This window comes from Bradyrhizobium sp. NBAIM14 (assembly GCF_020193895.1).
Classification (GTDB): Bacteria; Pseudomonadota; Alphaproteobacteria; order Rhizobiales; family Xanthobacteraceae; genus Bradyrhizobium; species Bradyrhizobium yuanmingense.
The window spans coordinates 220786-244773 of sequence record NZ_JADYVQ010000006.1 but is presented as its reverse complement, the minus strand read 5'-3'; the positions used below and the strand labels follow the sequence as shown (position 1 = coordinate 244773).

General features: G+C 61.3%; 25 protein-coding genes and 2 pseudogenes. 25 read left to right on the top strand and 2 right to left on the bottom strand.

All coding sequences use genetic code 11. The annotated features are described in order from the left end of the window. Positions 1-212 precede the first annotated feature (212 nt). The 3 genes from I6F28_RS17725 to I6F28_RS17715 all read left to right on the top strand — a co-directional run bounded on the left by I6F28_RS17725 (position 213) and on the right by I6F28_RS17715 (position 2618). Positions 213-1136: a DUF2493 domain-containing protein gene (locus tag I6F28_RS17725; RefSeq protein WP_225128627.1), complete on the top strand. Its 924-nt coding sequence runs from the start codon at positions 213-215 to the stop codon at positions 1134-1136. A gap of 138 nt (positions 1137-1274) precedes the next feature. Beyond that, the gene (locus I6F28_RS17720) at positions 1275-1724 is read left to right on the top strand and encodes a hypothetical protein (RefSeq protein WP_225140390.1); all 450 of its coding nucleotides are present in this window, start codon (positions 1275-1277) and stop codon (positions 1722-1724) included. Positions 1725-2297: 573 nt separating this feature from the next. Further along, the gene (locus I6F28_RS17715) at positions 2298-2618 is read left to right on the top strand and encodes a DUF736 domain-containing protein (RefSeq protein WP_128948358.1); all 321 of its coding nucleotides are present in this window, start codon (positions 2298-2300) and stop codon (positions 2616-2618) included. A 66-nt stretch (positions 2619-2684) separates the two neighbouring features. Here I6F28_RS17715 and I6F28_RS17710 read toward each other — a convergent pair. Then, positions 2685-2887, bottom strand: a pseudogene (locus I6F28_RS17710) (helix-turn-helix domain-containing protein). A gap of 209 nt (positions 2888-3096) precedes the next feature. On the opposite strand from I6F28_RS17710, the pseudogene I6F28_RS17705 reads away from it, so the two are divergent. From I6F28_RS17705 to I6F28_RS17605, 22 genes and pseudogenes are all read left to right on the top strand, one after another. Then, positions 3097-3341: pseudogene (locus tag I6F28_RS17705) on the top strand (DUF2285 domain-containing protein); the annotation flags it as partial. Between the two features lie 281 nt (positions 3342-3622). Further along, a complete protein-coding gene (locus I6F28_RS17700) occupies positions 3623-3904 on the top strand; it encodes a helix-turn-helix transcriptional regulator (protein WP_008561544.1) in 282 nt (93 codons plus the stop codon). Between the two features lie 22 nt (positions 3905-3926). Beyond that, on the top strand, positions 3927-4808 hold the full coding sequence (locus I6F28_RS17695; RefSeq protein WP_225128623.1) for a replication initiator protein A: 882 nt from the start codon (positions 3927-3929) through the stop codon (positions 4806-4808). A gap of 289 nt (positions 4809-5097) precedes the next feature. Continuing rightward, positions 5098-5562, top strand: a complete 465-nt coding sequence (locus I6F28_RS17690) for a DUF2840 domain-containing protein (RefSeq protein WP_225128622.1) — start codon at positions 5098-5100, stop codon at positions 5560-5562. Next, positions 5559-6071, top strand: coding sequence for a S26 family signal peptidase (locus I6F28_RS17685; RefSeq protein ID WP_225140389.1), 513 nt, complete (start codon positions 5559-5561; stop codon positions 6069-6071). Before I6F28_RS17690 ends, I6F28_RS17685 begins: the two co-directional genes overlap by 4 nt. 2 nt (positions 6072-6073) lie before the next feature. Continuing rightward, positions 6074-6904, top strand: a complete 831-nt coding sequence (locus I6F28_RS17680; RefSeq protein WP_225128620.1) for a lytic transglycosylase domain-containing protein — start codon at positions 6074-6076, stop codon at positions 6902-6904. Positions 6905-7289: 385 nt separating this feature from the next. Further along, positions 7290-9053, top strand: a complete 1764-nt coding sequence (locus tag I6F28_RS17675) for a DUF3363 domain-containing protein (protein WP_225128619.1) — start codon at positions 7290-7292, stop codon at positions 9051-9053. Between the two features lie 36 nt (positions 9054-9089). Continuing rightward, positions 9090-11078 (top strand): conjugal transfer protein TraG, encoded by a 1989-nt coding sequence (locus I6F28_RS17670; RefSeq protein ID WP_225128618.1) that lies wholly within the window; start codon positions 9090-9092, stop codon positions 11076-11078. A gap of 5 nt (positions 11079-11083) precedes the next feature. Further along, complete coding sequence (locus tag I6F28_RS17665; protein ID WP_225128617.1) at positions 11084-11509, top strand: ribbon-helix-helix domain-containing protein; 426 nt, start codon at positions 11084-11086, stop codon at positions 11507-11509. Positions 11510-11644: 135 nt separating this feature from the next. Further along, positions 11645-11956, top strand: a complete 312-nt coding sequence (locus I6F28_RS37790) for an MFS transporter (RefSeq protein ID WP_524536107.1) — start codon at positions 11645-11647, stop codon at positions 11954-11956. Then, positions 11908-12978: an MFS transporter gene (locus tag I6F28_RS17660; protein ID WP_524536106.1), complete on the top strand. Its 1071-nt coding sequence runs from the start codon at positions 11908-11910 to the stop codon at positions 12976-12978. Before I6F28_RS37790 ends, I6F28_RS17660 begins: the two co-directional genes overlap by 49 nt. A 230-nt stretch (positions 12979-13208) precedes the next feature. Continuing rightward, positions 13209-14123 carry a P-type conjugative transfer ATPase TrbB gene (trbB, locus tag I6F28_RS17655; RefSeq protein WP_225128792.1) on the top strand — a complete coding sequence of 305 codons (915 nt, stop codon included), beginning with the start codon at positions 13209-13211 and terminating at the stop codon, positions 14121-14123. A gap of 1 nt (position 14124) precedes the next feature. Beyond that, positions 14125-14448, top strand: a complete 324-nt coding sequence (locus I6F28_RS17650; RefSeq protein WP_225128615.1) for a TrbC/VirB2 family type IV secretion system protein — start codon at positions 14125-14127, stop codon at positions 14446-14448. After that, positions 14448-14711: a VirB3 family type IV secretion system protein gene (locus I6F28_RS17645; protein ID WP_225128614.1), complete on the top strand. Its 264-nt coding sequence runs from the start codon at positions 14448-14450 to the stop codon at positions 14709-14711. The genes I6F28_RS17650 and I6F28_RS17645 overlap by 1 nt, the downstream gene beginning before the upstream one ends. A 10-nt stretch (positions 14712-14721) precedes the next feature. Next, the gene (gene trbE, locus I6F28_RS17640; RefSeq protein WP_225128613.1) at positions 14722-17163 is read left to right on the top strand and encodes a conjugal transfer protein TrbE; all 2442 of its coding nucleotides are present in this window, start codon (positions 14722-14724) and stop codon (positions 17161-17163) included. Further along, positions 17160-17891, top strand: coding sequence for a P-type conjugative transfer protein TrbJ (trbJ, locus tag I6F28_RS17635; RefSeq protein WP_225128611.1), 732 nt, complete (start codon positions 17160-17162; stop codon positions 17889-17891). The genes trbE and trbJ overlap by 4 nt, the downstream gene beginning before the upstream one ends. Beyond that, the gene (trbK-alt, locus tag I6F28_RS17630; RefSeq protein WP_225128609.1) at positions 17891-18262 is read left to right on the top strand and encodes a putative entry exclusion protein TrbK-alt; all 372 of its coding nucleotides are present in this window, start codon (positions 17891-17893) and stop codon (positions 18260-18262) included. Before trbJ ends, trbK-alt begins: the two co-directional genes overlap by 1 nt. Beyond that, positions 18259-19485 (top strand): P-type conjugative transfer protein TrbL, encoded by a 1227-nt coding sequence (gene trbL, locus I6F28_RS17625; RefSeq protein WP_225128607.1) that lies wholly within the window; start codon positions 18259-18261, stop codon positions 19483-19485. The genes trbK-alt and trbL overlap by 4 nt, the downstream gene beginning before the upstream one ends. 92 nt (positions 19486-19577) lie before the next feature. Then, on the top strand, positions 19578-20261 hold the full coding sequence (gene trbF, locus I6F28_RS17620; RefSeq protein WP_225128605.1) for a conjugal transfer protein TrbF: 684 nt from the start codon (positions 19578-19580) through the stop codon (positions 20259-20261). Then, entirely contained in the window at positions 20258-21289 is a 1032-nt protein-coding gene (trbG, locus tag I6F28_RS17615; RefSeq protein ID WP_225128604.1) for a P-type conjugative transfer protein TrbG, read from the top strand. Before trbF ends, trbG begins: the two co-directional genes overlap by 4 nt. Then, entirely contained in the window at positions 21286-22497 is a 1212-nt protein-coding gene (locus I6F28_RS17610; protein WP_225128603.1) for a TraB/TrbI/VirB10 family type IV secretion system protein, read from the top strand. The genes trbG and I6F28_RS17610 overlap by 4 nt, the downstream gene beginning before the upstream one ends. A gap of 4 nt (positions 22498-22501) precedes the next feature. Continuing rightward, positions 22502-22744: a DUF2274 domain-containing protein gene (locus I6F28_RS17605; RefSeq protein WP_128931751.1), complete on the top strand. Its 243-nt coding sequence runs from the start codon at positions 22502-22504 to the stop codon at positions 22742-22744. A 162-nt stretch (positions 22745-22906) separates the two neighbouring features. Here the strand turns inward: I6F28_RS17605 and I6F28_RS17600 are convergent, their stop codons facing one another. Next, positions 22907-23815 carry a TauD/TfdA dioxygenase family protein gene (locus I6F28_RS17600; RefSeq protein ID WP_225128602.1) on the bottom strand — a complete coding sequence of 303 codons (909 nt, stop codon included), beginning with the start codon at positions 23813-23815 and terminating at the stop codon, positions 22907-22909. Between the last annotated feature and the right edge of the window lie 173 nt (positions 23816-23988).

The following is a 23988-nucleotide window of genomic DNA, read 5'->3' as shown; positions in this document are numbered from 1 at the left end:
GCTACGCCCGGCTATTTTCCGCCGCGCGCTGGCGATGAGAAGACATCAGCCATTAGACCGGCGCGCTTTGCATCGCGAAGCAAAATAGCCGGCCTCCGCCATCCTCCGCTGCCGCTTCGGCCCTTGCGGGTTCTGGCCCGTTCCGCCCGCCGTCTGAGTGATCGCCACGAAGGCCGCGATGGGCGCGGCCGATCCGGAAAAGGATCACTCCAATGACCGACAACGACGATATCGAACCGCCGCACGCCTCTTCTCCAACTGACCACGTGCTGACCGAACTACAGCTCTTCGGCTACCGTCCCTTCGACGACCAGCCTGACCCACGACCGCTCCCCGAGGGCAAGATGATCGCTGGCGCCGTCGCCGATGTGTTCGACGCCCTGGTCGCGACGTTGAGCGACACGCGGCTCGAGCCGGACCTGGGCGATCTGCTGTGGTCGACCGTCAACCTGTTCCATCGAGCCGTCGACCGCATCGAACGCCATCTAGACGATAACGAGCAGGCGCAGCAGAAGAGCCAGCGCGAGCAGAATGGCTCTGAGGTCCGATCAGTCGAACTCGAGCGCTTGACGGCCGAGGGCATCACTTTGATCGAGCGCCGCAACTGCCTGGAACTCTTCCGCGATCAGGCCATCGAACGCTTTGAGACTCACACCGGATCCTCCTGGCGCCCTCGATCGGGATCACTGGTGAATCATCGCACGCTGACCGCAGCAATGATCGACTCCCGCGACTTCATCGCAGCAAAACGTCGCGCTGAAACCGAGGTCTTGTTGCCGGAAGGACCGAAGATCGCACTCACCGGCGGGCTAGACTTTAATGACTACCACCTCATCTGGGACCGCCTCGACAAGGTTTACGCCAAGCATCCCGACATGGTCCTGCTCCATGGCGGCTCGCCGAAAGGTGCGGAGCTTATCGCCTCCAAATGGGCGACTAATCACAAGGTGCCTCAGATCGCATTCAAGCCTGACTGGACCAAGTACGCCAAGGCAGCCCCATTCAAACGCAACGACGCCATGCTCGAACTCCTGCCGATTGGCGTCATGCACTTCCCGGGCACAGGAATCCAGGACAACCTGGCGGACAAAGCAAAGCGCCTCGGCATCCCGGTCTGGAGGTTCGGCGGCACATAAGCCGTCTTCTCGCCTCCAAACAGTTGGAGCGGGGGGCATGCGCCGCAACTCCGCCTCCTTTCGGTCTCATGTTCAGAGTTGCGCCGTGGTGGTGGTGGAAGGCGCGACTGGTACATCTATGCACATGGAGCCACCACCATGCTTGCCCTTGGGCTTGCCATCAACACACTCGGCATCGGCTTGTTCTGCTGGGCGATCTTTGCGCTCGCTGTGTATGCACTGCCGTTTTTCGTCGCTCTCAGTATCGGAATGACTACGTTTCGGAGCGGCGCCGGCCTCATTGGTGCGGTACTTATCGCGACGGCCGGCGGTGCGCTGACGCTCGTCCTCGGCCAAGTCGCCGTCGCAATTACCCGGTCCTTGGCTTTGCGCATCGCGATCGCGACAGCATTTGCTATTCCCGCCGCCGTTGCCGGCTATCATGTGGTGTTCGCCCTGTCCCAGATTGGGGTGCCTTCGTTGGTTTGGCGTGAAGTCTTCGCTTGCCTGGGCGCGGTTTGCATTGGCGTTACGTCATGGACGCGCTTGATCGTTCCGGCGGAGACCCGCCCGTTCGAGCCGGGTAGGGTGGTGGAGAGTCCGTCCTAACCAGTTCTTACGGCCGGAAGGCCTGAGAGATGACCATTTACCTCCTTCATCGTCGAACAGGTTCGCATAGATCGGCGCGCTGAACGGGAGCGATCGAGCGCGGGAGAGGCAGTCCGCCTCGGAGCTCTCGATCAAGCCGCCGGCGTTCGGGTCTGGCCCACGCAGCCGCGGCGGAGCGGTGTTGCGCCGATCCATTCGTGCGAGACGATACCGCCCTTTGCAGAAAATTGTTTCTCTTTCTGCGCTGAATGGTTCCGACCTCTTGTTCAGCAAAGCCGATATGAGTCATGTCTTCTCCTGAGATTGCGGTTCAGCACGCCGACGCACGTGGCCTCATGGATGGCTTGATCTGGCCGAAGACCGGCTTCGCCTCGATCGTCTGAGCCGCAACGCCGTTGATGCGACTTTCTTCCCCTGGGCTTCGCCCATTCCTCGCGAGTCAAGAAAGTCGCCACAACGGCGTCCTCCGCTGCGCTCCGGCCCGCGGGCGGGTGCGTCGCCGATCGTCTTCGCCCCTAGATCGCCATCGAGGCCGCGGTGGTCGCGGGCTCGAAACACAACAGGAGAAGTGACATGGCTAACATCGGTTCTTTCAAGAAGGTCGGCAACGATTTCCAGGGCGAGATTGTCACCCTGAGCCTGCAAGCCAAGGGCGTCCGCATCGTCGCCGAGACCAACCGGTCCAACGACAACGCCCCCAGCCACCGCATCTATGTGGGGCGCGCGGAGATCGGCGCAGCCTGGTCGAAGCGTTCCGAGGAAGGCCGCGACTACCTCTCACTCAAGCTCGACGACCCCTCGTTCAACGCTCCGATCTATGCGAACCTCTTCGAGGACGAAAGCGGCGAAGGCTACACGCTCCTCTGGTCGCGGCCGCGTAAGAACGGTGAGTAAGCTCGCTCAATCAAGCCCCGCCCGGTTCGCCGGACGGGGCACTTCGCGCCCGGGCTGAGGTGCGGATTACGATTTGCTAAGCCGCGCAGCCCTTTTGAGCGGGTCTTCCGGCTTGCCCCCTAATGCTTCAGCAATCTGCCCGAGCACGGTATCGCTTGCTGATGCGTCGCCGATGGCGCCGACATAACGGCGATTAGACCCGCACGCTCGGCCAGCTCCTCCTGCGTCATTTGTAGATCATGGCGTTTCCGACGCAGAGTCACAGCCATGATCTCTTGAGATCCATGGCGATATGGGAAACTGACCGGAACGATCGTTCTAGCAACGATCGTTTCTATTCGTGTCCGAACATGCTATCGATGTGACGACGCTACGTGCGCGACCGAGCTCGGCCGTGTGTCTACCCAAGGGCTATCCTGGATTCCAACGCGCATCGGAGACCATGGCGTAGCTTATAGGCGTTCTAAAAGCGGGTATGATGCAGGAGCGAGCCCCAGATCCAGACGTAGCTGACAGTGCGCCGAACGAGCCGACGTTGACGGCCTATAACGAACAGCATGTCGTCACGTACGTTCGCCTTCTGCACGGCCGGCGGTGAGGGGGCGGACTGGGGCGAAGTGGCTCAAGTGGTCCGACCGAGAGCCGGACCGTGCGCGGCGCGCATATCAGAGTCATCTTGCTCGTGCCAAATGGGTGACTGAGCAAGGGCGACTCTTACTCGGCGCCTGTCCGGCAAGAACCGCGTCCCCGATCGCGCTTAGAAGACCCACGAACTGCGTAATCGAACGATCCGCCTGGTGCAAGCCGGCCTCGCGTTGATGCGCGGTGGTCACCGCAAAAAATTCTGCGGCCCGGGCGCAGGGATGGGTAGCGTCGTTCCCAAGGCGTGCCGAAAACCGCTCCCTCCATATTCGGCATCCCCCTCCGAGAACCTGCTCCTCCATGATGGCCGCACACACGCTAGCGCCGCCATCCGTGGTGCGCTGTCATCCTGGAGTCCCCAAATGCCCGATCCGATGGCCGGTCTACCCCCGCGCTTCCTGCGTACCCCGGAGGCCGCGCGTTACCTCGGCCTCTCCGGTCGCACGCTGGAGAAGCACCGCACGTACGGCACCGGACCAACATATCGGAAGATTGGCGGACGTGTCGTCTACGCCGTCGATGACCTGAAAGCGTGGGCCGACCGCGGCGCCAAGACCTCGACATCCGATCCCGGCAAGGGGACCGTGCTGCCCGCCAAGAAGCATCCGGCCCTGCGTCCCTATGCAGGTCAGGAACGTCGCTGATAGCCGCGTGAGAGCAGTGACCATGCGGCGCAAACACCATTCCGAGCGCGGCCAGCTTGAGCTCTTTCGGGCGCTGCCCGGCGATCTCGCGCCGCGAGATGCGCAGGATCTGATGGCCTATCCGTTCTTCTCGCTCGCAAAAACGAAGCGGATTGTGCCGATCGATTTCCGCGCAGGTGCGATCTCAATTCGTGTCGAAGCTGTTCCGGAACACGGCATGGCGACCATTTGGGATGCAGACGTTCTGATCTGGGCCGCGTCTCAGATCGTCGAAGCCCGGGATGCGGGCCTGAAGACGTCGCGTCTGATGGCTGCAACGCCATACGAGATTCTAACGTTCGTTGGCCGCGGCACCAGCGCACGCGACTATCACCGTCTGAAGGCGGGCCTCGACAGACTTCAGTCAACGACGGTGCTGACGTCGATCCGCCAGCCGATGGAACGACGACGGCATCGCTTCTCCTGGATAAACGAGTGGAAGGAGACGGCGGATGCAAATGGCCGCCCATTCGGGCTCGAGCTGATCCTGCCGGATTGGTTCTATGCCGGCGTCATCGACGACGCGCTCGTGCTGACGATCGACCGCGCCTATTTCGAGCTCACCGGCGGACTTGAGCGGTGGCTTTATCGTCTTGTGCGCAAGCACGGCGGTCGGCAGGACGATGGCTGGAGCTTTGACCTTGCACACCTCCATGCCAAGTCCGGCATCCTCTCGCCGCTCAAGCACTTTGCTTACGACGTACGTCAGATCGTCCAGCGCCAGACATTGCCCGGTTATCAGCTCGTGCTCACACGGGATCTGAACGGCATCGAGCGGCTGAACTTCGCGCCAACGCCTGTTGATCCCCTGACGGCACGCTTGCGCCGGCGCGGTCTCATTCCAAATTCGGAGGACAACCTGTGAATCAGTTCGTGCTATCGAGGACCGCAACCCTCGTGCTATCGGGGACCCGATCCTCGTGCTATCGGGGACCGGAATCGACCTTAAAGGCTTGTTTCTCTGCGCTTTCCGGCCGCTCTAACTTTACTAACCAGAAATCCTTCGGATTTCTTCTAACGGACCAGGCCGCAAAGCGCTTGGGAGGTGGCCGGCAAAGCCGGCCCGTTCGCCCTGCTGGCCTTCACAAGCCGTACACGCACTTCCCGGCCGTCGAAGCGAACGGCTCCGAGGTCGAGCGTAGGGGAGCGGCGGTATGAGTGATCTTACCGAAGTAGAAGTGCTGTGGCTCGACAAGCGTATCGAAAACCGGATTCGGTTCGGTCGTGTCGTCAAGGAAAGGGAGCTTGAGCGCCATCGGCGCGTCCTGTCATTTGCGCCGGGCAGCATCTTTGCTTTCGCCCGATGGACCTCCAACGACTTTGGGGCAATCATTTCGCGGATCGACATCTTGCGCGCAGTCGCTCCGGGACAGCGCTGCTCGACCGTGCCGTATGTGAAGCCCGGCGGAGAGATTTTGCTGCGTCTGTCCGGCTGGCCGAAGGTCGAACGAGTGCTGCAAATGATCGATGCCGTTGAGGCACTCGGCATCGATCCTGCTGATGTCGCGCCCGATCATTGGCATCACGTTCATAACCGCCTGTCGGTTAACGAAAACCCGCGCCCGTATACGAAAGCGCGCCACCAGGCTTGGCTTCACCGTCAGAGGATCATGCGATGACGGGCCGCATGAAGACGCTGACCACCACGTTTGGTGTCGCTGCTGCGCTCATCGCGACGATCGTCCCGGAGCCGCTTCCGCTTTACATCTGGAACGCATCCGCAAGCGTGCCAATCGGTCTCTACCGCCTCCGACCGGCAGACCAATTCCAAGTCACTGATTTGGTCGCCGTGCAGCCGCCGGAGCCGCTCGCGACCTTCCTCGACTTGAACGGCTATTTACCCATCGGCGTCCCCATGCTGAAGCGCGTGCTCGCCCTTCCGGGGCAAAGTGTTTGCAGAACCGGCCTCGCGATTTCGGTCGACGATGTCGCGGTGGGCGAGGCGAAGGATCACGACAGACGGGGCAGGCCGCTGCCGAAATGGCAGGGCTGCCGCGTCGTTAGCGACGGCGAGCTGTTTCTGATGAACTGGCAGTCGGACGACTCTCTTGATGGCCGGTATTTTGGATTTCTTCCGGCGTCTAGCGTGATCGGCCGTGCGATGCCGGTATGGACGTGGGAGGAGTAATCATGCGTATTCGAGGTGTTCTCCTTGCCATTCCCTTGCTCGATCGATTGTGGGATCATTCCGTCGTCTCGATCGATGTCTGCAAGGCTGGCGCGAGCCCGACCGCGTCCTTTGGTCGGTTGGGCACGCGTGTTTGCGCTGTCGTGCCCCTGATGCTTCTTCTGACCGCCGGTGACAGTGCTGCTTTGGCCCAGAGCGGATCAGCCGCCCAGCCGGCGATCAGTCAGACCGCTCACTCATTTGCCGGTTTCATCAATGAAGCCTCACAACGCTTTGCGATTGCGCCGAACTGGATCCGATCAGTGCAAAGCGTCGAGAGTGCTGGTGACGTGCACGCCAGATCGCCAAAAGGCGCAATGGGCCTGATGCAAATCATGCCGGCGACCTGGGCGGAACTTCGCGAGCGCTACAATCTCGGGAACGACCCATACGACCCGCACGATAACATTCTGGCCGGTACGGCGTACTTACGCGAACTGCTCGATCGGTATGGCTCGCCTGGCGTGTTTGCCGCGTACAACGCGGGACCATCCCGCTATGAAGAGCATCTCGCAGGCGGCTCTTTGCCAGACGAGACGCGAGCATACGTCGCAAAGCTTCCAAATCTGCTAGCCATCGAACTGCCGCCGAGGTGGACGTCGACCCGACAGTCATCAGCAGCTGCGACGCTATTCGTCGCGCGAGCCAATCTCACGAAAACGAGCGATCGGTTGCCGGCGCTCATGCCATCCAGCGGTGTCACGACCGCAATCTCGGCGCCCGATGTTTCGCCCATGGTCCCCCGGCCAATCGGCGTGTTCGTCCCTCGATCGGATTCGGAAGTGTCGCAATGACCAAGTGTGTGGGTTCACAAGCTGGTGGCGTATGGGCGATGCCTTCGGCCCGCGCTCTACTCGTCGCTTCGCTCCTCACCGAGCCACCCTTCGGGTGTCTCGGCCCTTCGGGTAACGATCGCTATCGCAAGCGCTCGGAAGCAGTGGGGGCTCCGCGAGTTGGCTGGCAACTTGCGGCGGCCCTTTGGGGAACCGGCGACCGGGAGACCACGACGGCAGGACGGCGAGATAAAAGGGGCTCGCCGGTCGAACCGCAAGCCATTGGCATGGCATGGGTTCTGGCGTGCCGGTCGGTCGGGACGCGTGCCGCGCCGTGCATTTTGATGAATGCAATCAACGGCGTTTTCGGCACCGTGCATGCTTTTGATGCCTGGGAGGCCCTTCCGTGAGCGTGCGCGACAGCGACTTGCGCGTTCGGCCTGGGCGCATCCGCAGTACCCGCGCGCCGAAGCAAAAGAGCTTCATCAACCAGGTGCTGCGGGCGGCGAAGAGAGCGGGACACACCTCGGGCCAGGCCGCGGCTGGCAGGCGTTCTGCGGCCTATGGGCGCTCGACGTTTGGCCGCGGGCGCCTCGCCTTTAGCCGCGCCAGATTGTTCAGCCCAACGCGGCGCGTCGTGGTGAAGGCCCGCGTGGTTCGTCACAAAGGGAGAGCCTTCCGTTCAGCGCCAATGACGGCCCATCTTTCATATCTGAAGCGCGACGGCGTGACCCGGAGTGGTGAGCGGGCCGAGATGTTCGATGCTGGCAGCGATCGTGCCGATAGCGCGGCTTTCGCGGAGCGCTGTGAGGACGACCGGCATCATTTCAGGTTCATCGTCTCGCCGGAGGATGCGGGCGACATGACCGACCTGAAGGCCTTTACCCGCGATCTCGCCAAACAGATGGAGACGGATCTCGGGACGCGGATCGATTGGGTGGCCGTCGATCATTGGAATACCGACAACCCTCACGTCCATCTTCTCGTTCGGGGGATAGATGAGGAAGGGGCGGATCTCGTGATCTCCCGCGATTATATTAGCCGAGGTCTGCGCGCGCGCGCCGAGGAACTGGTCGCCATCGAACTGGGACCAAGACCAGAGCAGGAGATCCGCAATTCGCTGGAGAGGGAAGTCACAGCTGAACGGTGGACGCGGCTAGATCGGGAGATCCGGCTGGCGGCCGATGAGACCGGCACTATCGATCTTCGCCCCGAGAACCCGGGCAGCTCCGATCCTGAGATCCGGCGCCTGATGGTCGGTCGCCTTCAGCACCTTGAGAAGATGGGCCTTGCTGCCTCCGCCGCACCAGGCGAATGGATGGTCGGGCTTGAGGCCGAGCGTAGCTTGCGCGACCTCGGTATGCGCGGCGACATCATCAAGACCATGCACCGCGCCTTTACCGAGCGTGGAGAACCCCGCGGCGTTGCCGACTTCGTCATCGAGGGTGGACAGCCGACGGCCCAGATTATCGGACGCCTGGTCGACCGTGGACTGCATGACGAACTGACTGGCGAGGCCTACGCTCTGATCGACGGAACAGATGGACGCGCGCACCACGTGCGCTTCCGAGGGCTCGAGGCGTTCGAATATGCACCGCCCGTCGGCGGCATCGTCGAAGTCCGGAGTTTCGGTCCACCCGGCGATCCGCACCCCACCGTGGTGCTCGCGACCCGTTCCGATCTCGATCTTGGTGGTCAGGTCAAGGCAAGAGGGGCAACTTGGCTCGACCACAGGCTCGTCGAACGCAAGGCCATGCCGCTCGCCATGGGCGGCTTCGGCCGCGAGACACGCGACGCCATGGAAGCCCGTACCGAGCATCTGATCCAGGAAGGCCTGGCGCGGCGGCAGGGCCAACGCATCATATTGCAGCGCGACCTCTTGAACACTTTGCGCCGGCGTGAACTGGATGAGGTGGCCGCAAAAGTCTCGGCCGACACGCGCCTCCCTTACATGAAGCGTGACCCCGGGGAGCATGTGGCGGGCACATATCGCCAGCGGCTGACGCTCAGCTCAGGACGCTTCGCCATGATCGATAACGGGCTCGGCTTCCAGCTCGTGCCTTGGTCGCGCGAACTCGAAAAGAAACTCGGCCAACACGTCACCGGCGTCGTGAAGGACGGCGGTGGCATCGAATGGGGTTTTGGTCGGAAGCGCGACCTTGGCCTCTAGCAGTCTCTCCAATTCAGTTGCGGAAGGGCGTTCGGGATGTCCGGAACCAAAATCCTCTGGGGACAGGTGATCGTTGTCGGCCTGATCGTCTTGCTGGCCATCTGGGGAGCAACCGAGTGGACGGCCTGGCGGCTCGCCTGGCAACCGGAGCTTGGGCGGCCCTGGTTCGAACTGTGGGGCTTCAAGATTTACTACCCGCCAGTGTTCTTCTGGTGGTGGTTCGTTTACGATGCCTACGCGCCACAAATCTTTCTCGAGGGTGCCTTCATCGCGGCGTCGGGAACCTTTGTTTCGATCGCGGTGGCGATCGGCATGTCGGTGTGGCGCGCGCGTGAAGCCAAGAATGTCGAGACCTATGGTTCGGCGCGCTGGGCTGGTCTGGATGAGGTTCGAGCGGCCGGACTTCTCGGTCAGGATGGTGTGGTGCTCGGCAAGCTCGACCGGCACTACCTCCGCCACGACGGACCGGAGCACGTCTTGTGTTTTGCGCCCACTCGGTCCGGTAAGGGTGTTGGCCTAGTCGTTCCCTCGTTGCTGGCCTGGCCGGGCTCGGCCATCGTGCACGACATCAAAGGTGAGAACTGGCAACTGACGGCCGGCTTTCGCTCGCGACATGGCCGCGTCCTACTGTTCGACCCCACCAACCCAAAGTCCTCAGCCTACAATCCGCTGCTCGAGGTCCGGCGCGGCGAATGGGAAGTTCGCGATGTCCAGAACGTGGCCGACGTTCTCGTAGACCCCGAAGGATCGCTCGACAAGCGGAACCATTGGGAGAAGACGAGCCATTCGCTCCTGGTCGGCGCCATCCTCCATGTTCTCTACGCGGAGGTGGACAAGACCCTAGCCGGCGTCGCCTCCTTTCTGTCCGACCCGAAGCGGCCGATCGAGGCAACGTTGAAGGCCATGATGACCACGACGCACCTTGGCGAGCAGGGTGCGCATCCAGTGGTCGCCTCGACCGCGCGCGAGCTGCTCAACAAGTCGGAGAATGAACGTTCTGGCGTCCTATCCACCGCGATGTCGTTTCTCGGGCTGTACCGCGATCCTGTCGTGGCCCAAGCAACCCGCCGCTGCGATTGGCGGATTGCCGATCTGATCGCAGATAGCCGTCCCACGACGCTTTATCTCGTGGTGCCGCCCTCCGATATCTCGCGGACCAAGCCGCTGATCCGCCTGGTGCTGAACCAGATCGGCCGGCGCCTGACCGAAGATTTGCACGCCCGCGACCGCCGGCATCGAGTCCTGATGATGCTTGACGAGTTCCCGGCACTCGGTCGGCTTGATTTTTTCGAGTCCGCGCTCGCCTTCATGGCGGGATACGGCATCAAGAGTTTCTTGATTGCGCAGTCGCTCAATCAAATTGAGAAGGCCTACGGGCCTAACAACGCGATCCTCGATAACTGCCACGTCCGGGTCAGCTTCGCGACTAATGATGAGCGGACCGCCAAGCGGGTCTCCGACGCGCTAGGCACGGCGACCGAGATGCGCGCGATGAAGAACTACGCCGGGCACAGGTTGAACCCATGGCTTGGGCACCTGATGGTCTCACGGCAGGAAACTGCGAGGCCGCTGCTGACCCCAGGCGAAGTCATGCAGCTTCCGCCGGCAGACGAGATCGTCATGGTGGCAGGGACGGCGCCGATCCGGGCGAACAAGGTCCGCTACTACGAGGATCGGCGATTCACCGAGCGGGTTCTGCCGCCGCCCGGTCCTGGGACAGCCGGCCGATCATCGCGAACGGACGGATGGTCAGCGCTCCAAGTGCTGAAACCAACTGGAGGTCCAACTGCCAAAGCTGCGGAGGCCGAGGAAGACACAGCAAACAGCGGGCTCCGTCGTGAGCCCGAACTCCCCGATCACGTCGCGATCGCCAAGGAGACGACCGAACTAACGCCGGCAGAGGAATTCGCCGCCGTTCTTGATGATGACGAGGACACGGTCCGGCAGTCCCGGGTTATACGCCAACAGCTCCGTGGTGTCGCCCGTCAAGTCGCCATGGACCCTAATGACGGTATGGAGCTCTGAGCAGTATGCGCGACCGGATGAACGTCTATTTTCCGCCAGAGCTTCTGAAACAGATCTCGGAACTCGCCGATCGCAAGAAGCTTTCCAGGTCCGCGATCGTAGAAGCGGCTGTCGCTTCATTTTTGTCACCGGACGGCGCGGACAGACGGGAGGCGGCGTTTACCCGGCGCCTGGATCGGTTGTCGCGTCAGATGCAGAGGCTCGAGCGTGACGTTGGTTTGGCGGCTGAGACCTTGGCTCTCTTCATCCGTTTCTGGCTGACGATCACGCCACCGTTGCCCAACGACGCGCAGGCGGCCGCGCAAGTAAAGGGAAGGGAGCGCTTTGAAGGATTTGTCGAGGCGCTAGGGCGCCGTTTGCAAAAGGGGCAAAGCTTTCTGCGCGAGATTCCGGAAGATATTCGCCGTCAGGAACCGGTCGAAGAAGCTTAATTGAATCATGGAGAAAGACCGTTTCGCCGTTCCCTTCTTTTTGTTCGCTAACTTACGCCCGCAGTGATTTAGCTGAACTGACGAAAAGCTGGTCACGCTATCGGCTTGCACCAGCTGACAGCAAGAGGGGCCAGCATGCAGATTTCCGGGGCATGGCGCCTCACCGCGCGCGTATTTCTCCCGTTTGCGGTCGGATACTATCTTTCGTATCTGTATCGTACGATCAACGCTTTGATCGCCAGTCGTCTCAGCTCGGATACCGGGCTTGGGACTGCCGACCTCGGGTTGCTTACGTCGGTCTATTTCCTTGTTTTCGCGGCGGCCCAGATCCCCGTCGGCATATCGTTGGACCGCTTTGGTCCTCGCCGCGTACAGAGTGTTTTGCTCTTGCTCGCAGCATGGGCGCTTGGCTGTTTGCGGTATCGACCGGCTTCCTGTCACTTTTGATCGCACGTGCAATGATCGGGCTCGGCCTCGCGGCGGCGCTGACGGCTGGACTGAAATCCATGATCCTTTGGTTCCCCAGGGAACGCGTTGCCTTGCTGAACGGCTATATGGTCATGCTGGGCTCGCTAGGAGCGGTGACCGCTACGGCTCCCGTCGAACATCTGCTGGCTTGGATGGGCTGGCGGCAACTCTTTGAGGTCTTGGCGGCGGCCACCGGTGTGACGGCCGCTCTCATCTATGTCGTGGTACCCGAACGAGGCATTGTCTCGTCTATGGCGTCAACCCCCGCGACCCTTAGCTCCGTTTTCGGCGATTGCCGCTTTTGGCGAATGGCCCCGTTGTCGGCGACTTGCATTGGATCGGCCTGGTCCCTGCAGGGATTGTGGGCATCGCTATGGCTGGCCGACGTGGAGGGGCTTGATCGCGCAAGTCTCGTCAGACAGCTTTTCATGATGTCGATCGTACTTAGCGGTGGCGCTTGGTTATTCGGTATGACGGTCCATTGCATCAAACGAAGGGGAATTGGGGCGGAAACAGTATTGGCGCTGGTTGCAGCGCTATTTATCGCAGCTGAGTTTGCTTTGATCTTGCGAGCGCCTCTGCCATCCGTCTTGCCCTGGTCCGTTGTCGCAATTGTCGGAACGGCAACCGTGGTGAGCTTCGCGGTGATACTGGATTACTTTCCGCCGGAGCTTGCCGGTCGTGCGAACGGCGCCTTGAACGTTTTGCACTTTGGTTGGGCCTTTCTGGCACAATACGCGACAGGTCTTATCCTGGAGCAATGGTCTGCGAATGATGGCCGTAGGCCCGTCCAAGCTTATCAAGTCGCGTTCGGTCTCTACATAGCACTGCAGATCGCAGCGTTGGTCTGGTTCGCGCTGCCTTGGCGCCGATCCGTCGCTTCATGGATAAGTTCAATCGTCTTCTTCGAGCCGACCGATGTTTCCTACGCTGTCGAGACAGTTCGGCTCTATGAGGACTCGGTCATCCTCCTGCCAGCGGATGATGATGCGGAGTGGTGAGCAGCAATTCGCGGCGAGCGGATAAGATTAAGTAGCCGTCAAATATCGGTTTCTCAGTCTTTCTTTTTCTACGCCAGCCTACGATCACCGAAAGCGCTTGTTGCGCCAAGTCCATTGGTGCCTTTTCTAATCCTCCCCATATGAGGGAGTCTGAGGACGCTCTCATTCGGTGGGGGCGAACAGTGGCAATCCATTCCATTCAATCCGAAGCGAGCTCACGCGGTGCGCGAATGCTGCGTAGCGCGCTTGGCTCCGCGATTGCCGGCTACCTCGAAGACGAAGCGATCGTCGAGGTGATGCTCAACCCAGATGGGCGGCTGTGGATCGATCGGTTGTCGGATGGTCTGATCGACACAGGCGAAACTCTGTCCGCGGCGGATGGCGAACGCATTGTTCGCCTGGTAGCGCATCACGTGGGTGCCGAGGTGCATGCCGGTTCGCCACGGGTCTCGGCCGAATTGCCAGGGACCGGCGAGCGCTTCGAAGGTCTCTTGCCTCCGGTCGTTGCAGCACCGGCCTTTGCTATCCGCAAGCCCGCCGTCGCCGTGTTTACGCTTGACGACTACGTCGCCAGGGGGATCATGACCTCGGAGCAGGCCAAGATCCTGAGAGGCGCGGTCGACGCAAGGAAGAACATCCTCGTCGCCGGTGGGACATCGACCGGCAAGACAACGCTGACGAATGCCCTCTTGGCCGAGGTAGCAAAGAGCGCCGATCGGGTCGTTCTGATCGAAGACACGCGCGAACTCCAATGCAAAGCGCCCAATCTCGTGGCGCTGCGGACCAAAGATGGCGTGGCTACGCTATCCGATCTCGTTCGGTCCTCGCTGCGACTGCGTCCTGATCGTATTCCGGTTGGCGAGGTCCGCGGTGCGGAAGCACTCGATCTGCTCAAGGCCTGGGGCACCGGTCATCCCGGTGGCATCGGCACTATTCATGCGGGCACCGCGCTCGGCGCACTGCGGCGGCTCGAGCAGCTCATCCAGGAAGCCGTCATCACGGTTCCGCGGGCCCTGATCGCCGAGACCATCAACGTTATCGCCGTGCTGGCGGGGCGCGGCGCCGGCCGTCGCCTCGCCGAGCTTGCCCTCGTCACCGGGCTAGGGGCCGCCGGCGACTACGACCTTTCATCAGCAGGAGACTGACATGCGTCAGCAATTTCGCTTTCTTCGAGGTGCATCGTTGGCCGCCTTCGGCACGGTGGTCTTGGCAGTTCAGCCAGCATGGGCGGCTGGCTCGAACATGCCCTGGGAGCAGCCACTCAACCAGATCTTGCAGTCGGTCGAGGGACCGGTCGCCAAGATCATCGCCGTCATCATCATCGTGGTGACCGGTCTCACGCTCGCGTTTGGGGACTCGTCGGGTGGTTTCCGCAGGTTGATTCAGATCGTGTTCGGTCTGTCGATCGCGTTTGCCGCCTCGAGCTTCTTCCTTTCGTTCTTCTCCTTCGGCGGCGGCGTGGTTATCTGATGGATGAACCCCTCACAGGCTTTGCCGTGCCCGTTCACCGCGCGCTCACTGAGCCAATCCTGATGGGCGGCGCGCCGCGATCAGTTGCAATCGTGAACGGCACGCTTGCGGCAGCCCTTGGGCTCGGACTTCGGCTGTGGATCGCGGGACTTGTCCTCTGGTTCATCGGCCACATGGCCGCCGTCTGGGCCGCCAAGCGCGACCCCGCATTCGTCGATGTGGTGCGCCGACATCTGCGCATTCCCAGTCATCTCAATCTTTGAGTTATCGGTCATGTTGAACCTTGCCGAATATCGTCATTCCAGCGCGCGCCTCGCCGACTTCCTGCCCTGGGCAGCCCTCGTCGACGAGGGAATCATCCTGAACAAGGACGGCTCGTTCCAACGGACAGCAAAGTTCCGGGGGCCTGACCTCGACAGCGCGGTGCCGGCTGAGCTTGTAGCCGTCGCCAGCCGTCTGAACAACGCCGTGCGTCGCCTGGGATCGGGCTGCGCCGTGTTCGTTGAGGCGCAGCGTCACTTTGCGGGGGCGTACCCGCCTAACGTCTTTCCCGACATCGCGTCAGCGCTGGTCGATGCGGAACGAAGGGCTCAGTTCGAAGAGGCGAGTGCCCACTACGAGTCCAGCTACTTCTTGACCTTCCTCTATCTGCCACCCGAGGAGGGAGCCGCCAGGGCAGAGCGCCTGCTCTATGAGGGACGCGATCGGACTGTGGGAGCAGACGCCCGCGAGGTGCTCCGCGGATTTATCGACCAAACCAACCGTGTGCTGCAGCTCGTTGAAGGATTTATGCCGGAATGCGCGTGGCTCGATGATCAGGACACGCTGACCTACCTGCACTCGACGATCTCGACCAAGCGTCACCGCGTTCGCGTGCCTGAAATTCCGATGTACATCGACGCGCTGTTGTCCGACCAGCCGCTGACCGGCGGGCTAGAGCCGATGTTGGGCTCAGCCAATATTCGGGTCTTGACGATTGTCGGCTTTCCGGGTGCGACGACCCCGGGTATCCTGGACGATCTGAATCGTCTGGCATTCTCGTATCGTTGGTCGACGCGCGCAATCATGCTCGACAAGACCGACGCCACCAAACTGCTGACCAAGATTCGGCGGCAGTGGTTTGCCAAACGAAAGTCGATTGGCGCCATTCTCAAGGAGGTCATGACGAACGAGGCGTCGACGCTGCTCGATACCGACGCCCACAACAAGGCGCTTGATGCCGACGCAGCGTTGCAGGAACTGGGGTCGGATCAGATCGGACAAGCCTTTGTTACGGCGACCATCACTGTCTGGGACCGCGATCCCAACACTGCCGATGAAAAGCTGAGGCTGGTCGAGAAGGTCATACAGGGCCGTGATTTCACCTGCATAATCGAGACCGTGAACGCCGTCGAAGCCTGGCTCGGCAGTCTGCCCGGGCACGTCTACGCCAATGTGCGGCAGCCTCCGATTTCGACCCTCAACCTCGCCCATATGATTCCGATGTCGGCTGTTTGGGCCGGCGAGGCGAGGGATCTGCACTTCAAGGGTCCGCCGCTTCTGTTCGGCAAGACCGAGGGATCGACGCCCTTCCGGTTCTCGCTCCACGTCGGCGATGTCGGCCATACGCTAGTAGTGGGACCGACTGGAGCCGGCAAGTCGGTCCTGCTGGCCCTGATGGCGCTACAGTTCCGTCGTTACCCGAATTCGCAGGTCTTTGCCTTCGATTTCGGCGGTTCGATCCGGGCGGCCGCGATCGCCATGGGTGGCGACTGGCATGATCTCGGCGGTGCATTGTCTGACGGGGACGAAAACCCAGTCGCGCTGCAACCTTTGGCCTGGATCGATGATCCTTCCGAGCGAGGGTGGGCGACGGAATGGATCGGCGCGATCCTGGCACGGGAAAAGATCGAGATCACCCCTGAGGTCAAGGATCATCTGTGGTCGGCGCTAACATCTCTCGCTTCGGCGCCGAGGGAGGAACGCACCCTCACGGGCCTGTCAGTCCTTCTTCAATTGAACTCCCTGAAGCGCGCCCTGCAACCATACTGCCTGGGCGGAGCTTCCGGGCGCTTGCTCGATGCCGAATTCGAAGATCTCGGCGAGGCGTCGGTCCAGGCGTTTGAGACCGAAGGCTTGATCGGAACGAGTGCTGCGCCCACCGTGCTGGCGTATCTCTTCCATCGCATCGGGGACCGCCTCGACGGTCGGCCTACACTACTTATTGTCGATGAAGGCTGGCTTGCCCTCGATGACGAAGATTTTGCCGGCCAGCTCCGGGAATGGCTGAAGACGCTTCGCAAGAAGAATGCGTCCGTTATCTTTGCCACCCAATCGCTTTCGGATATTGACGGGTCCGCAATCGCGCCGGCGATCATCGAAAGCTGCCCAACGCGGCTGTTGCTGCCGAACGAGCGGGCGATCGAGCCGCAAATCACAGCGATCTATCGCCGCTTTGGCCTCAATGACCGCCAGATCGAGCTTCTGAGCCGCGCTACGCCCAAGCGCGACTACTACTGCCAATCTCGCCGCGGCAACCGGATGTTCGAACTTGGCCTTGGCGAGGTCGCTCTGGCCTTTACCGCAGCCTCTTCCAAGACAGACCAGGCAGCCATCTCGCAACTCCTCGCCGAACATGGACCTGACGGCTTCGTGCCGGCCTGGCTACAGCACCGTGGCGTCGCCTGGGCCCTCGACCTGATCCCCAACCTCGTCAATCTGGAGAAATCGCTATGAGGCGTCTTGGCCTATTGGCGGCCGCTGGCATGGTCGCGCTGATGCTCGACCTCAGGGTGCCCGCGCGGGCGCAGTGGATCGTCTTCGATCCCAACAACTACGTCCAGAGCGTCCTGACTGCCGCCCGTGAGCTGCAGCAGATCAACAACCAGATCACCTCGTTGCAGAACGAGGCGCAGATGCTGATCAATCAGGCAAAGAATCTGGCAAACCTGCCGTATTCATCCCTGCGCCAACTGCAATCCTCGATCCAGCGGACCCAGCAATTGCTGGCCCAGGCCCAGCGGATCGCCTACGACGTCGATCAGATCGATCGCGCGTTCTCGACCAGCTACGCGCCAGCGACCAGCAGCCAATCGAACCAGTTACTGATCTCCAATGCTCAATCGCGTTGGCAGAATTCCTATGCCGCAACGCAAGACGCGCTTCGCGTCCAGGCCGGCATCGTTGGCAATCTCGACACCAACCGTGTCCAGACCTCCGCGCTCGTCATGTCTAGCCAGGGCGCAAGCGGCGCTCTGCAGGCAACACAAGCTGGTAACCAGATTCTCGCGCTTAACGCGCAGCAGCTCGCCGACCTCACCGCTGTCGTGACGGCGCAGGGCAGGGCGCAAAGCCTTGAAGCAGCGCAACGCGCCTCGGCCCAGGACCAGGGCCGCGAGCAGCTTCGACGGTTTCTTACGCCAGGGCAGGGTTATCAATCATCCAGCGTGCAGATGTTCCACTGATGACGGACATTCGGGCATTCAAGGCGTTGTCGCTGCTGACGACAATCGGCGTTTTGGTGGTCACAGCCTGCACGATTCAGCTTCGCGGTAGTGACGAGTCGCCCGCGCTGCCGAAGACGGAGCGGACGACAGATGGAGCCAACCCTGATCTCGCACGCTGCCGCAGCGTCACTGCTGAGGAAACAGCAGGTTATCGGCATTGCCAGCAGATTTGGGCCGAAAACCGGCGCCGCTTCTTGGGCAGGAAGAACGTTCCCGCAGATCCTGGCCAAGACGATTCCACCGCAGGCTTGGCGTCCGCCCGAAAGGATCAGAGCCGGATCCCGCAAGGTTATCCGGGACCGGCGATGCCTGAGGCGAGCAAGCCATGACTGGTACGGGGATCATTGACCAGTTCCTTGAAACGTTCACGCGATATATTGACAACGGTTTTGGGCTGCTCGGCAGCGATGTCGGATATCTCGCAACGACCCTTGCTGCGATCGACATCACGCTCGCCGCGTTGTTCTGGAGTTGGGGGCCGGACGAAGACATTATCGCGCGCCTCGTCAAGAAAACGCTCTTCGTAGGCGTCTTTGCCTACCTGATCGGCAACTGGAACAGCTTGGCGCGCACCGTCTTCGAGAGTTTCGCCGGTCTTGGACTGAAAGCATCGGGCGCAAGCCTCTCCGCGGCAGATTTCCTGCGACCGGGAAAGATCGCCCAAGTCGGCCTCGATGCCGGTCGACCATTGCTTGATTCGATCTCCAACCTGATGGGCTACATCAGCTTCTTCGAGAATTTCGTCCAGATCGTCGTTCTCCTATTCGCCTGGATTGTGGTGCTGCTCGCCTTCTTCATTCTGGCGATCCAGCTCTTTGTCACCCTGATCGAATTCAAGCTCACGACGCTGGCCGGCTTCGTGCTCATTCCCTTTGGCTTGTTTGGCAAGACTGCCTTCGCGGCGGAGCGCGTTCTGGGCAACGTCATATCTTCCGGCATCAAGATCCTGGTCCTGGCCGTCATCGTCGGCATCGGCTCCACCCTGTTCTCGCAGTTCACCGCAGGTTTCGGCGGTGCACAGCCGACCATCGAAGACGCGATGACACTGGTGCTCGCGGCGCTTTCCTTGCTGGGCCTCGGCATCTTCGGTCCGGGTATCGCAAACGGCCTAGTGTCGGGCGGACCTCAACTTGGCGCCGGCGCCGCGATTGGAACAGGCCTTGCTGCTGGCGGCATTGTTGCAGCTGGCGCGGGACTTGCCGCTGGCGGTGCCGGTCTCGCTGGCGGTGCGGTTGCAGGCGCCGCGCGCGGTGGCGGCGCTGTCATAAGCGGAGCAACAGCCGCCTATCGAAGCGGCGGCCTTGCCGGCGTCGCGGAGGCTGGCGCTTCGGCTGCGTGGAGTCCATTGCGCCGGGCAGCGGCTACCTTCGGAGGTAGCCAAGCGGGCGACCAGGGCGCGAGCGCTCCGGCCGACGGGCAGCCTGATTGGGCTCGCCGCATGAAGCGTGCTCAGATCATTCAGCACGGTGCCTCGGCTGCTGGCCACGCCGTCCGCTCGGGCGATCATGGTGGCAGCGGCTCTTCCGTCGATTTGTCCGAAGGAGAACGCTGAGACGCACCACTACACCTCCGCCGCACAGCAGCGCCTCAAATCCTTCTATCGCACACTTGAAACCGATCACTCGATATCAGGGGCACCCATCGATGTTCAAACGACCAACAGTTCACTACGGGCGCATGCCCGAGCCGATTACGCCTTATCAAAAGGCCGCTCAGGTTTGGGACGAACGCATTGGATCAGCGCGCGTGCAAGCTAAGAACTGGCGCCTGATGGCGTTCGGCTGTTTGATGTTGTCTGCCGGTCTCGCTGGCAGCCTTGTCTGGCAATCGAGCCAAGGCTCGATCACGCCCTGGGTAGTTGAGGTCGATCATCTCGGTCAAGCCCAAAGGGTTGCGCCGGCCAACATCGACTATCAACCTACTGACGCTCAGATAGCCTACCATCTGGCGCGCTTCATCGAGGACGTCAGAGGTTTGCCGGCAGACAGTATCGTTCTGCGCCAGAATTGGCTCCGGGCCTATGATTTTACGACGGATCGTGGCGCGGCTGCACTGAACGACTATGCGCGCAACAATGACCCCTTTGCCAAGCTGGGCAAGGCACAAATCTCAGTGGACGTCTCAAGCGTCATTCGCGCGTCTTCGGAGAGCTTTCGAGTCGCCTGGACCCAGCGCATCTACGACAACGGCTCGTTGAGCGCGACTGAGCGTTGGACCGCAATTCTCTCGATCGTGATCGAGACACCCCGCGATGCCGAACGCCTGCGCAAGAACCCCCTTGGCGTCTACGTCCGCGCCATCAACTGGTCAAAGGAGTTGAGCCAGTGACCAAGATGCCGTTTGACGTTCATTCGAAACGTTCCCTCCAGCAAAGCAGGCTCGGCTCGGCTTGGCCCGAGTTCGTGAGCTCGAAGCGTGCATTTTTATCCGCTTTCCTGCTTTGTTCGTCCGCGCTCGGAGGCTGCGCGACCTACATTCCGCCGGAGATCAGCTATGACGCTGATGTTCCTCCGCTGCCGGCGGCGCCAGTGGCTCTCGACGACAGATCGCGACCGCTTCACGTTCCACCTCTCTGGAAGCCTGCTCTCGGCGGCAAGTTAGGCGCGAAAGAAGACGCTGAGCCGGTGAGCCGCGTAGAGACGGCAAACAGCGCAGCCCGGGTCGAACCGCGCAAGCGGGGCTATTTCAACGCAGCGCAAATCTACGCCTACAGTCCCGGGGCGCTCTATCAGATTTACGCCGCACCGGGGCAGATCACGGATATCGCGCTCGAGGAGGGAGAGCAGTTGACGGGATCAGGACCGATCGCGGCCGGAGATACCGTACGCTGGGTCGTGGGCGATACCGAAAGCGGGAGCGGCGACACACGGCGGGTCCATATCCTGGTCAAGCCGACCCGAGCTTCGATTGAGACCAACTTGGTGGTCAATACGGACCGGCGCACCTACTTGATTGAGCTCCGCTCCCGCGAACGGCCATACATGCCGTCTGTTGCTTGGTACTATCCAGAAACTGCACGGGAACGATCGCGTTCGGTCGCGCAGCCTGTTCTTCCGGACCCGGCGCAGCGCACCTTCCGCTATGCCATCGAAGGGGACAGTCCTCCCTGGCGGCCGCTCGCCGCATATGACGATGGCCGCAAGGTCTATGTCGAATTCCCGGCGGGGATCGTGCAGGGCGAGATGCCTCCGCTCTTCGTCATCGGTCCAGACGGCAAGACTGAACTCGTCAACTACCGCGCTTACGGCAACGTATTGATCGTCGATCGGCTGTTTGCTGCCGCCGAACTGCGGCTTGGCGGCGAGCACCAGCAGAAGGTCCGTATTGTCAGGACCGATGGGAGACCGTCGTCATGAACACTCGGAATATGAACGATCAGGAGCAAGCGGCTCCGCCTGAGACACAAGAGGATCAGTCCAGGGGCTTCCGCTTGAGAGCGGAGCACCCGCGCGTGACACGGTTGTCACGGAAAGTACTGGCGGGAGGGAGCGCGGTCGCCCTGCTTGTCATCGGTGGAGCCGTGCTGTGGTCGCTGCAGAAGAATCGCCCTCGAGACCAGGCGGCCGATGAGCTTTACAGTACCGACCATCACAATGTCGCTGACGGTATTACGGCGCTGCCGAAGGACTACACTGGCATTCCGCGCCAGCCAATCCCGCAACTGGGTCCGCCCCTTCCCGGGGACCTCGGTCGGCCGATCCTTGCGGCCCAAGGCCAGTTGCCGACGATCGGCGCTGATCCAGAACAGCAGCGCCGGGATCAAGAGACCGAAGCAGCCCGCATCAGCCATCTATTCGCTTCGGCGAATGGACGAGAAGTGCGTCCGCCCGCCGCTGCGGCGGTTGGAAACGAGCGCGTCGTGCCTGCGAGCGCGACGAGCACCGGCGACGACGGAAATGCGCAAAACGGTCAGGACCGCAAGCTTGCCTTCGTGAACGCTTCTGTGGACCGTCGCACGGTAAGCCCTGATCGCGTCACCAAGCCGGCTTCACCGTATATCGTGCAGGCTGGGACGGTTATTCCGGGAGCCCTGATCACCGGAATCCGGTCGGACCTGCCGGGCCAGATCACGGCGCAGGTGACCGAGAATGTCTATGACACGCCGACCGGCCGCTCTCTGCTTGTGCCTCAGGGAGCGCGTCTGATCGGCATCTACGATAGCCAGGTCACTTTCGGCCAGTCCCGTGTCCTGCTCGTCTGGACCCGGCTGATTATGCCGAACGGACGTTCCATCGTTCTCGAGCGGCAGCCTGGCGCTGACGCTGCCGGGTATGCAGGCCTCGAAGACCAGGTCGACAATCACTGGGGTGAGCTGTTCAAGGCTGCGGCACTATCGACGTTTCTGGCGGTCGGGACCGAACTTGGGGCCGGCTCGGACACCAACAGCAACGACAGCGCGATCATCCAGGCATTGCGGCACGGCGCCTCAGACTCACTGAATCAGACCGGACAGCAGGTCGTTCGCCGCAGCCTCAACATCCAGCCCACTCTGGCTGTACGACCTGGCTTCCCGGTTCGTGTTCTTGTCAATCGTGACCTCATACTTACGCCCTATAGAGGGTGACAACATGCCAAAACTCAAAATTGGAGAGCTTCCAGACGACAAGCCGGTCAAAGTGAGTACCGAGCTGCCTGCGGCCGTGCATCGTGATCTCATTGCATATGCGGAAGCGCTTACGCGTCAGGGTGGCCAAGTGGTCGATCCGACTAAGCTCATCGCTCCCATGTTAGCGCGCTTTATGGCCACGGATCGAGGATTTTCTAAACTGAAACGTGAAGGCCACGTACCGGCCGCTGGCGAAGGACAGTGATGCTCAAGGTTTCCGAAACTGTTGGTCGATGCTAATTCTAGGCGCTGCCGAGCTGGCGCCAAGAGCCGAGATATCTTGTCGGAAAGGTGTGTTCGCGCCGGATACAACTCCGATTATCAGGTTTTCTCGGTTTTCAGACGCGAGGCGCTGGGCCAACTGCAGTTATTCGGTCGCCTTGAAGCGCGTTACACTGCTCCGGCCATCGACGCTGACAGGCACGTCACCCTCGACCGTGGCCCGCCGTACGACGCGATGCTGGTCCCCGTAATCGTTGACCGCGTAATGCTGCGTTGCGCGGTTATCCCATATTGCAATATCGCCCTCTAGCCAGTTCCAGCGCACAGTGTTTTCGGGCGCGGTGATGTGAGATTGGAACAGATCGAACAACTTTTGTCCGTCGTATTTGCCGACCCCAACAAAGTGCTTCACCAAGGCGCCGAGCACTAGCGTCCGCTCGCCTGTCTCGGGGTGGACGCGTACAGCGGGATGCTCGGTCTCAAAAGCCGTTCTGGTGAACACCTCGTCAAAGTGCTTCTTGTCGACCTCGCGGACACGCGCGATCCCGGCGTAATCGAAAACGTTACTGTGAACGGCCCATAGGCCGTCGGCAAGGCGTTGTAGAGGCGGCGGCAGATCAAGATAAGCGGCAGCTGTGTTCGACCACACGGTGTCGCCTCCGAACCTTGGCATTACAACGGCCCGCAGGACCAAAATCTTGGGATAGGCGTCGGCGAAGGTCCCATCCGTATGCCAAACGTCTGCGCGACCGCCGCCGCGAGTGGAGTCCAGTTCGAGGAGCGACGCCATCCCCTTGGTGGCACCAAGCATCGGATGCGGCACTAACTTTCCGAGACGAGCGGCAAAGCGCTCCTGCTCGGCGTCATTGAGATGTCCTTGATTACGGAAGAAGATCACCTTGTGCTTGAGCAATAAGCTGTTGATCGCAGCGATCGCGTGATCCGGTAAATCGCCTGATAGCTTGATATTTTTGATTTCGGCGCCGATGCGCGCTGCTCGTTTCACCACATCGGTGCTCGGAATGACGCCACCGATCAAAGCCGTTGTGCTCATGTTGCTTTTGTAAGCCCTTGCAGTTTCTCTCTCTCGCCTCTCGGAGCGAATGATCTTCAGCAAGCATCGTGCCAGGCGAAAGACGACCATGTACCGCCAATGGGCACTGAACGAATCGTGGTATTCGGCGCGAGTCATCGAACTGAGCCGATGGTTGGACCGAGTGACGAAAA

Coding starts and splice junctions, on each gene's coding strand:
- I6F28_RS17725 (WP_225128627.1), top strand. CDS start 213: ATGACCGACAACGACGATATCGAACCGCCGCACGCCTCTTCTCCAACT.
- I6F28_RS17720 (WP_225140390.1), top strand. CDS start 1,275: ATGCTTGCCCTTGGGCTTGCCATCAACACACTCGGCATCGGCTTGTTC.
- I6F28_RS17715 (WP_128948358.1), top strand. CDS start 2,298: ATGGCTAACATCGGTTCTTTCAAGAAGGTCGGCAACGATTTCCAGGGC.
- I6F28_RS17700 (WP_008561544.1), top strand. CDS start 3,623: ATGCCCGATCCGATGGCCGGTCTACCCCCGCGCTTCCTGCGTACCCCG.
- I6F28_RS17695 (WP_225128623.1), top strand. CDS start 3,927: ATGCGGCGCAAACACCATTCCGAGCGCGGCCAGCTTGAGCTCTTTCGG.
- I6F28_RS17690 (WP_225128622.1), top strand. CDS start 5,098: ATGAGTGATCTTACCGAAGTAGAAGTGCTGTGGCTCGACAAGCGTATC.
- I6F28_RS17685 (WP_225140389.1), top strand. CDS start 5,559: ATGACGGGCCGCATGAAGACGCTGACCACCACGTTTGGTGTCGCTGCT.
- I6F28_RS17680 (WP_225128620.1), top strand. CDS start 6,074: ATGCGTATTCGAGGTGTTCTCCTTGCCATTCCCTTGCTCGATCGATTG.
- I6F28_RS17670 (WP_225128618.1), top strand. CDS start 9,090: ATGTCCGGAACCAAAATCCTCTGGGGACAGGTGATCGTTGTCGGCCTG.
- I6F28_RS17665 (WP_225128617.1), top strand. CDS start 11,084: ATGCGCGACCGGATGAACGTCTATTTTCCGCCAGAGCTTCTGAAACAG.
- I6F28_RS37790 (WP_524536107.1), top strand. CDS start 11,645: ATGCAGATTTCCGGGGCATGGCGCCTCACCGCGCGCGTATTTCTCCCG.
- I6F28_RS17660 (WP_524536106.1), top strand. CDS start 11,908: ATGGGCGCTTGGCTGTTTGCGGTATCGACCGGCTTCCTGTCACTTTTG.
- trbB (WP_225128792.1), top strand. CDS start 13,209: ATGCTGCGTAGCGCGCTTGGCTCCGCGATTGCCGGCTACCTCGAAGAC.
- I6F28_RS17650 (WP_225128615.1), top strand. CDS start 14,125: ATGCGTCAGCAATTTCGCTTTCTTCGAGGTGCATCGTTGGCCGCCTTC.
- I6F28_RS17645 (WP_225128614.1), top strand. CDS start 14,448: ATGGATGAACCCCTCACAGGCTTTGCCGTGCCCGTTCACCGCGCGCTC.
- trbE (WP_225128613.1), top strand. CDS start 14,722: ATGTTGAACCTTGCCGAATATCGTCATTCCAGCGCGCGCCTCGCCGAC.
- trbJ (WP_225128611.1), top strand. CDS start 17,160: ATGAGGCGTCTTGGCCTATTGGCGGCCGCTGGCATGGTCGCGCTGATG.
- trbK-alt (WP_225128609.1), top strand. CDS start 17,891: ATGACGGACATTCGGGCATTCAAGGCGTTGTCGCTGCTGACGACAATC.
- trbL (WP_225128607.1), top strand. CDS start 18,259: ATGACTGGTACGGGGATCATTGACCAGTTCCTTGAAACGTTCACGCGA.
- trbF (WP_225128605.1), top strand. CDS start 19,578: ATGTTCAAACGACCAACAGTTCACTACGGGCGCATGCCCGAGCCGATT.
- I6F28_RS17610 (WP_225128603.1), top strand. CDS start 21,286: ATGAACACTCGGAATATGAACGATCAGGAGCAAGCGGCTCCGCCTGAG.
- I6F28_RS17605 (WP_128931751.1), top strand. CDS start 22,502: ATGCCAAAACTCAAAATTGGAGAGCTTCCAGACGACAAGCCGGTCAAA.
- I6F28_RS17600 (WP_225128602.1), bottom strand. CDS start 23,815: ATGAGCACAACGGCTTTGATCGGTGGCGTCATTCCGAGCACCGATGTG.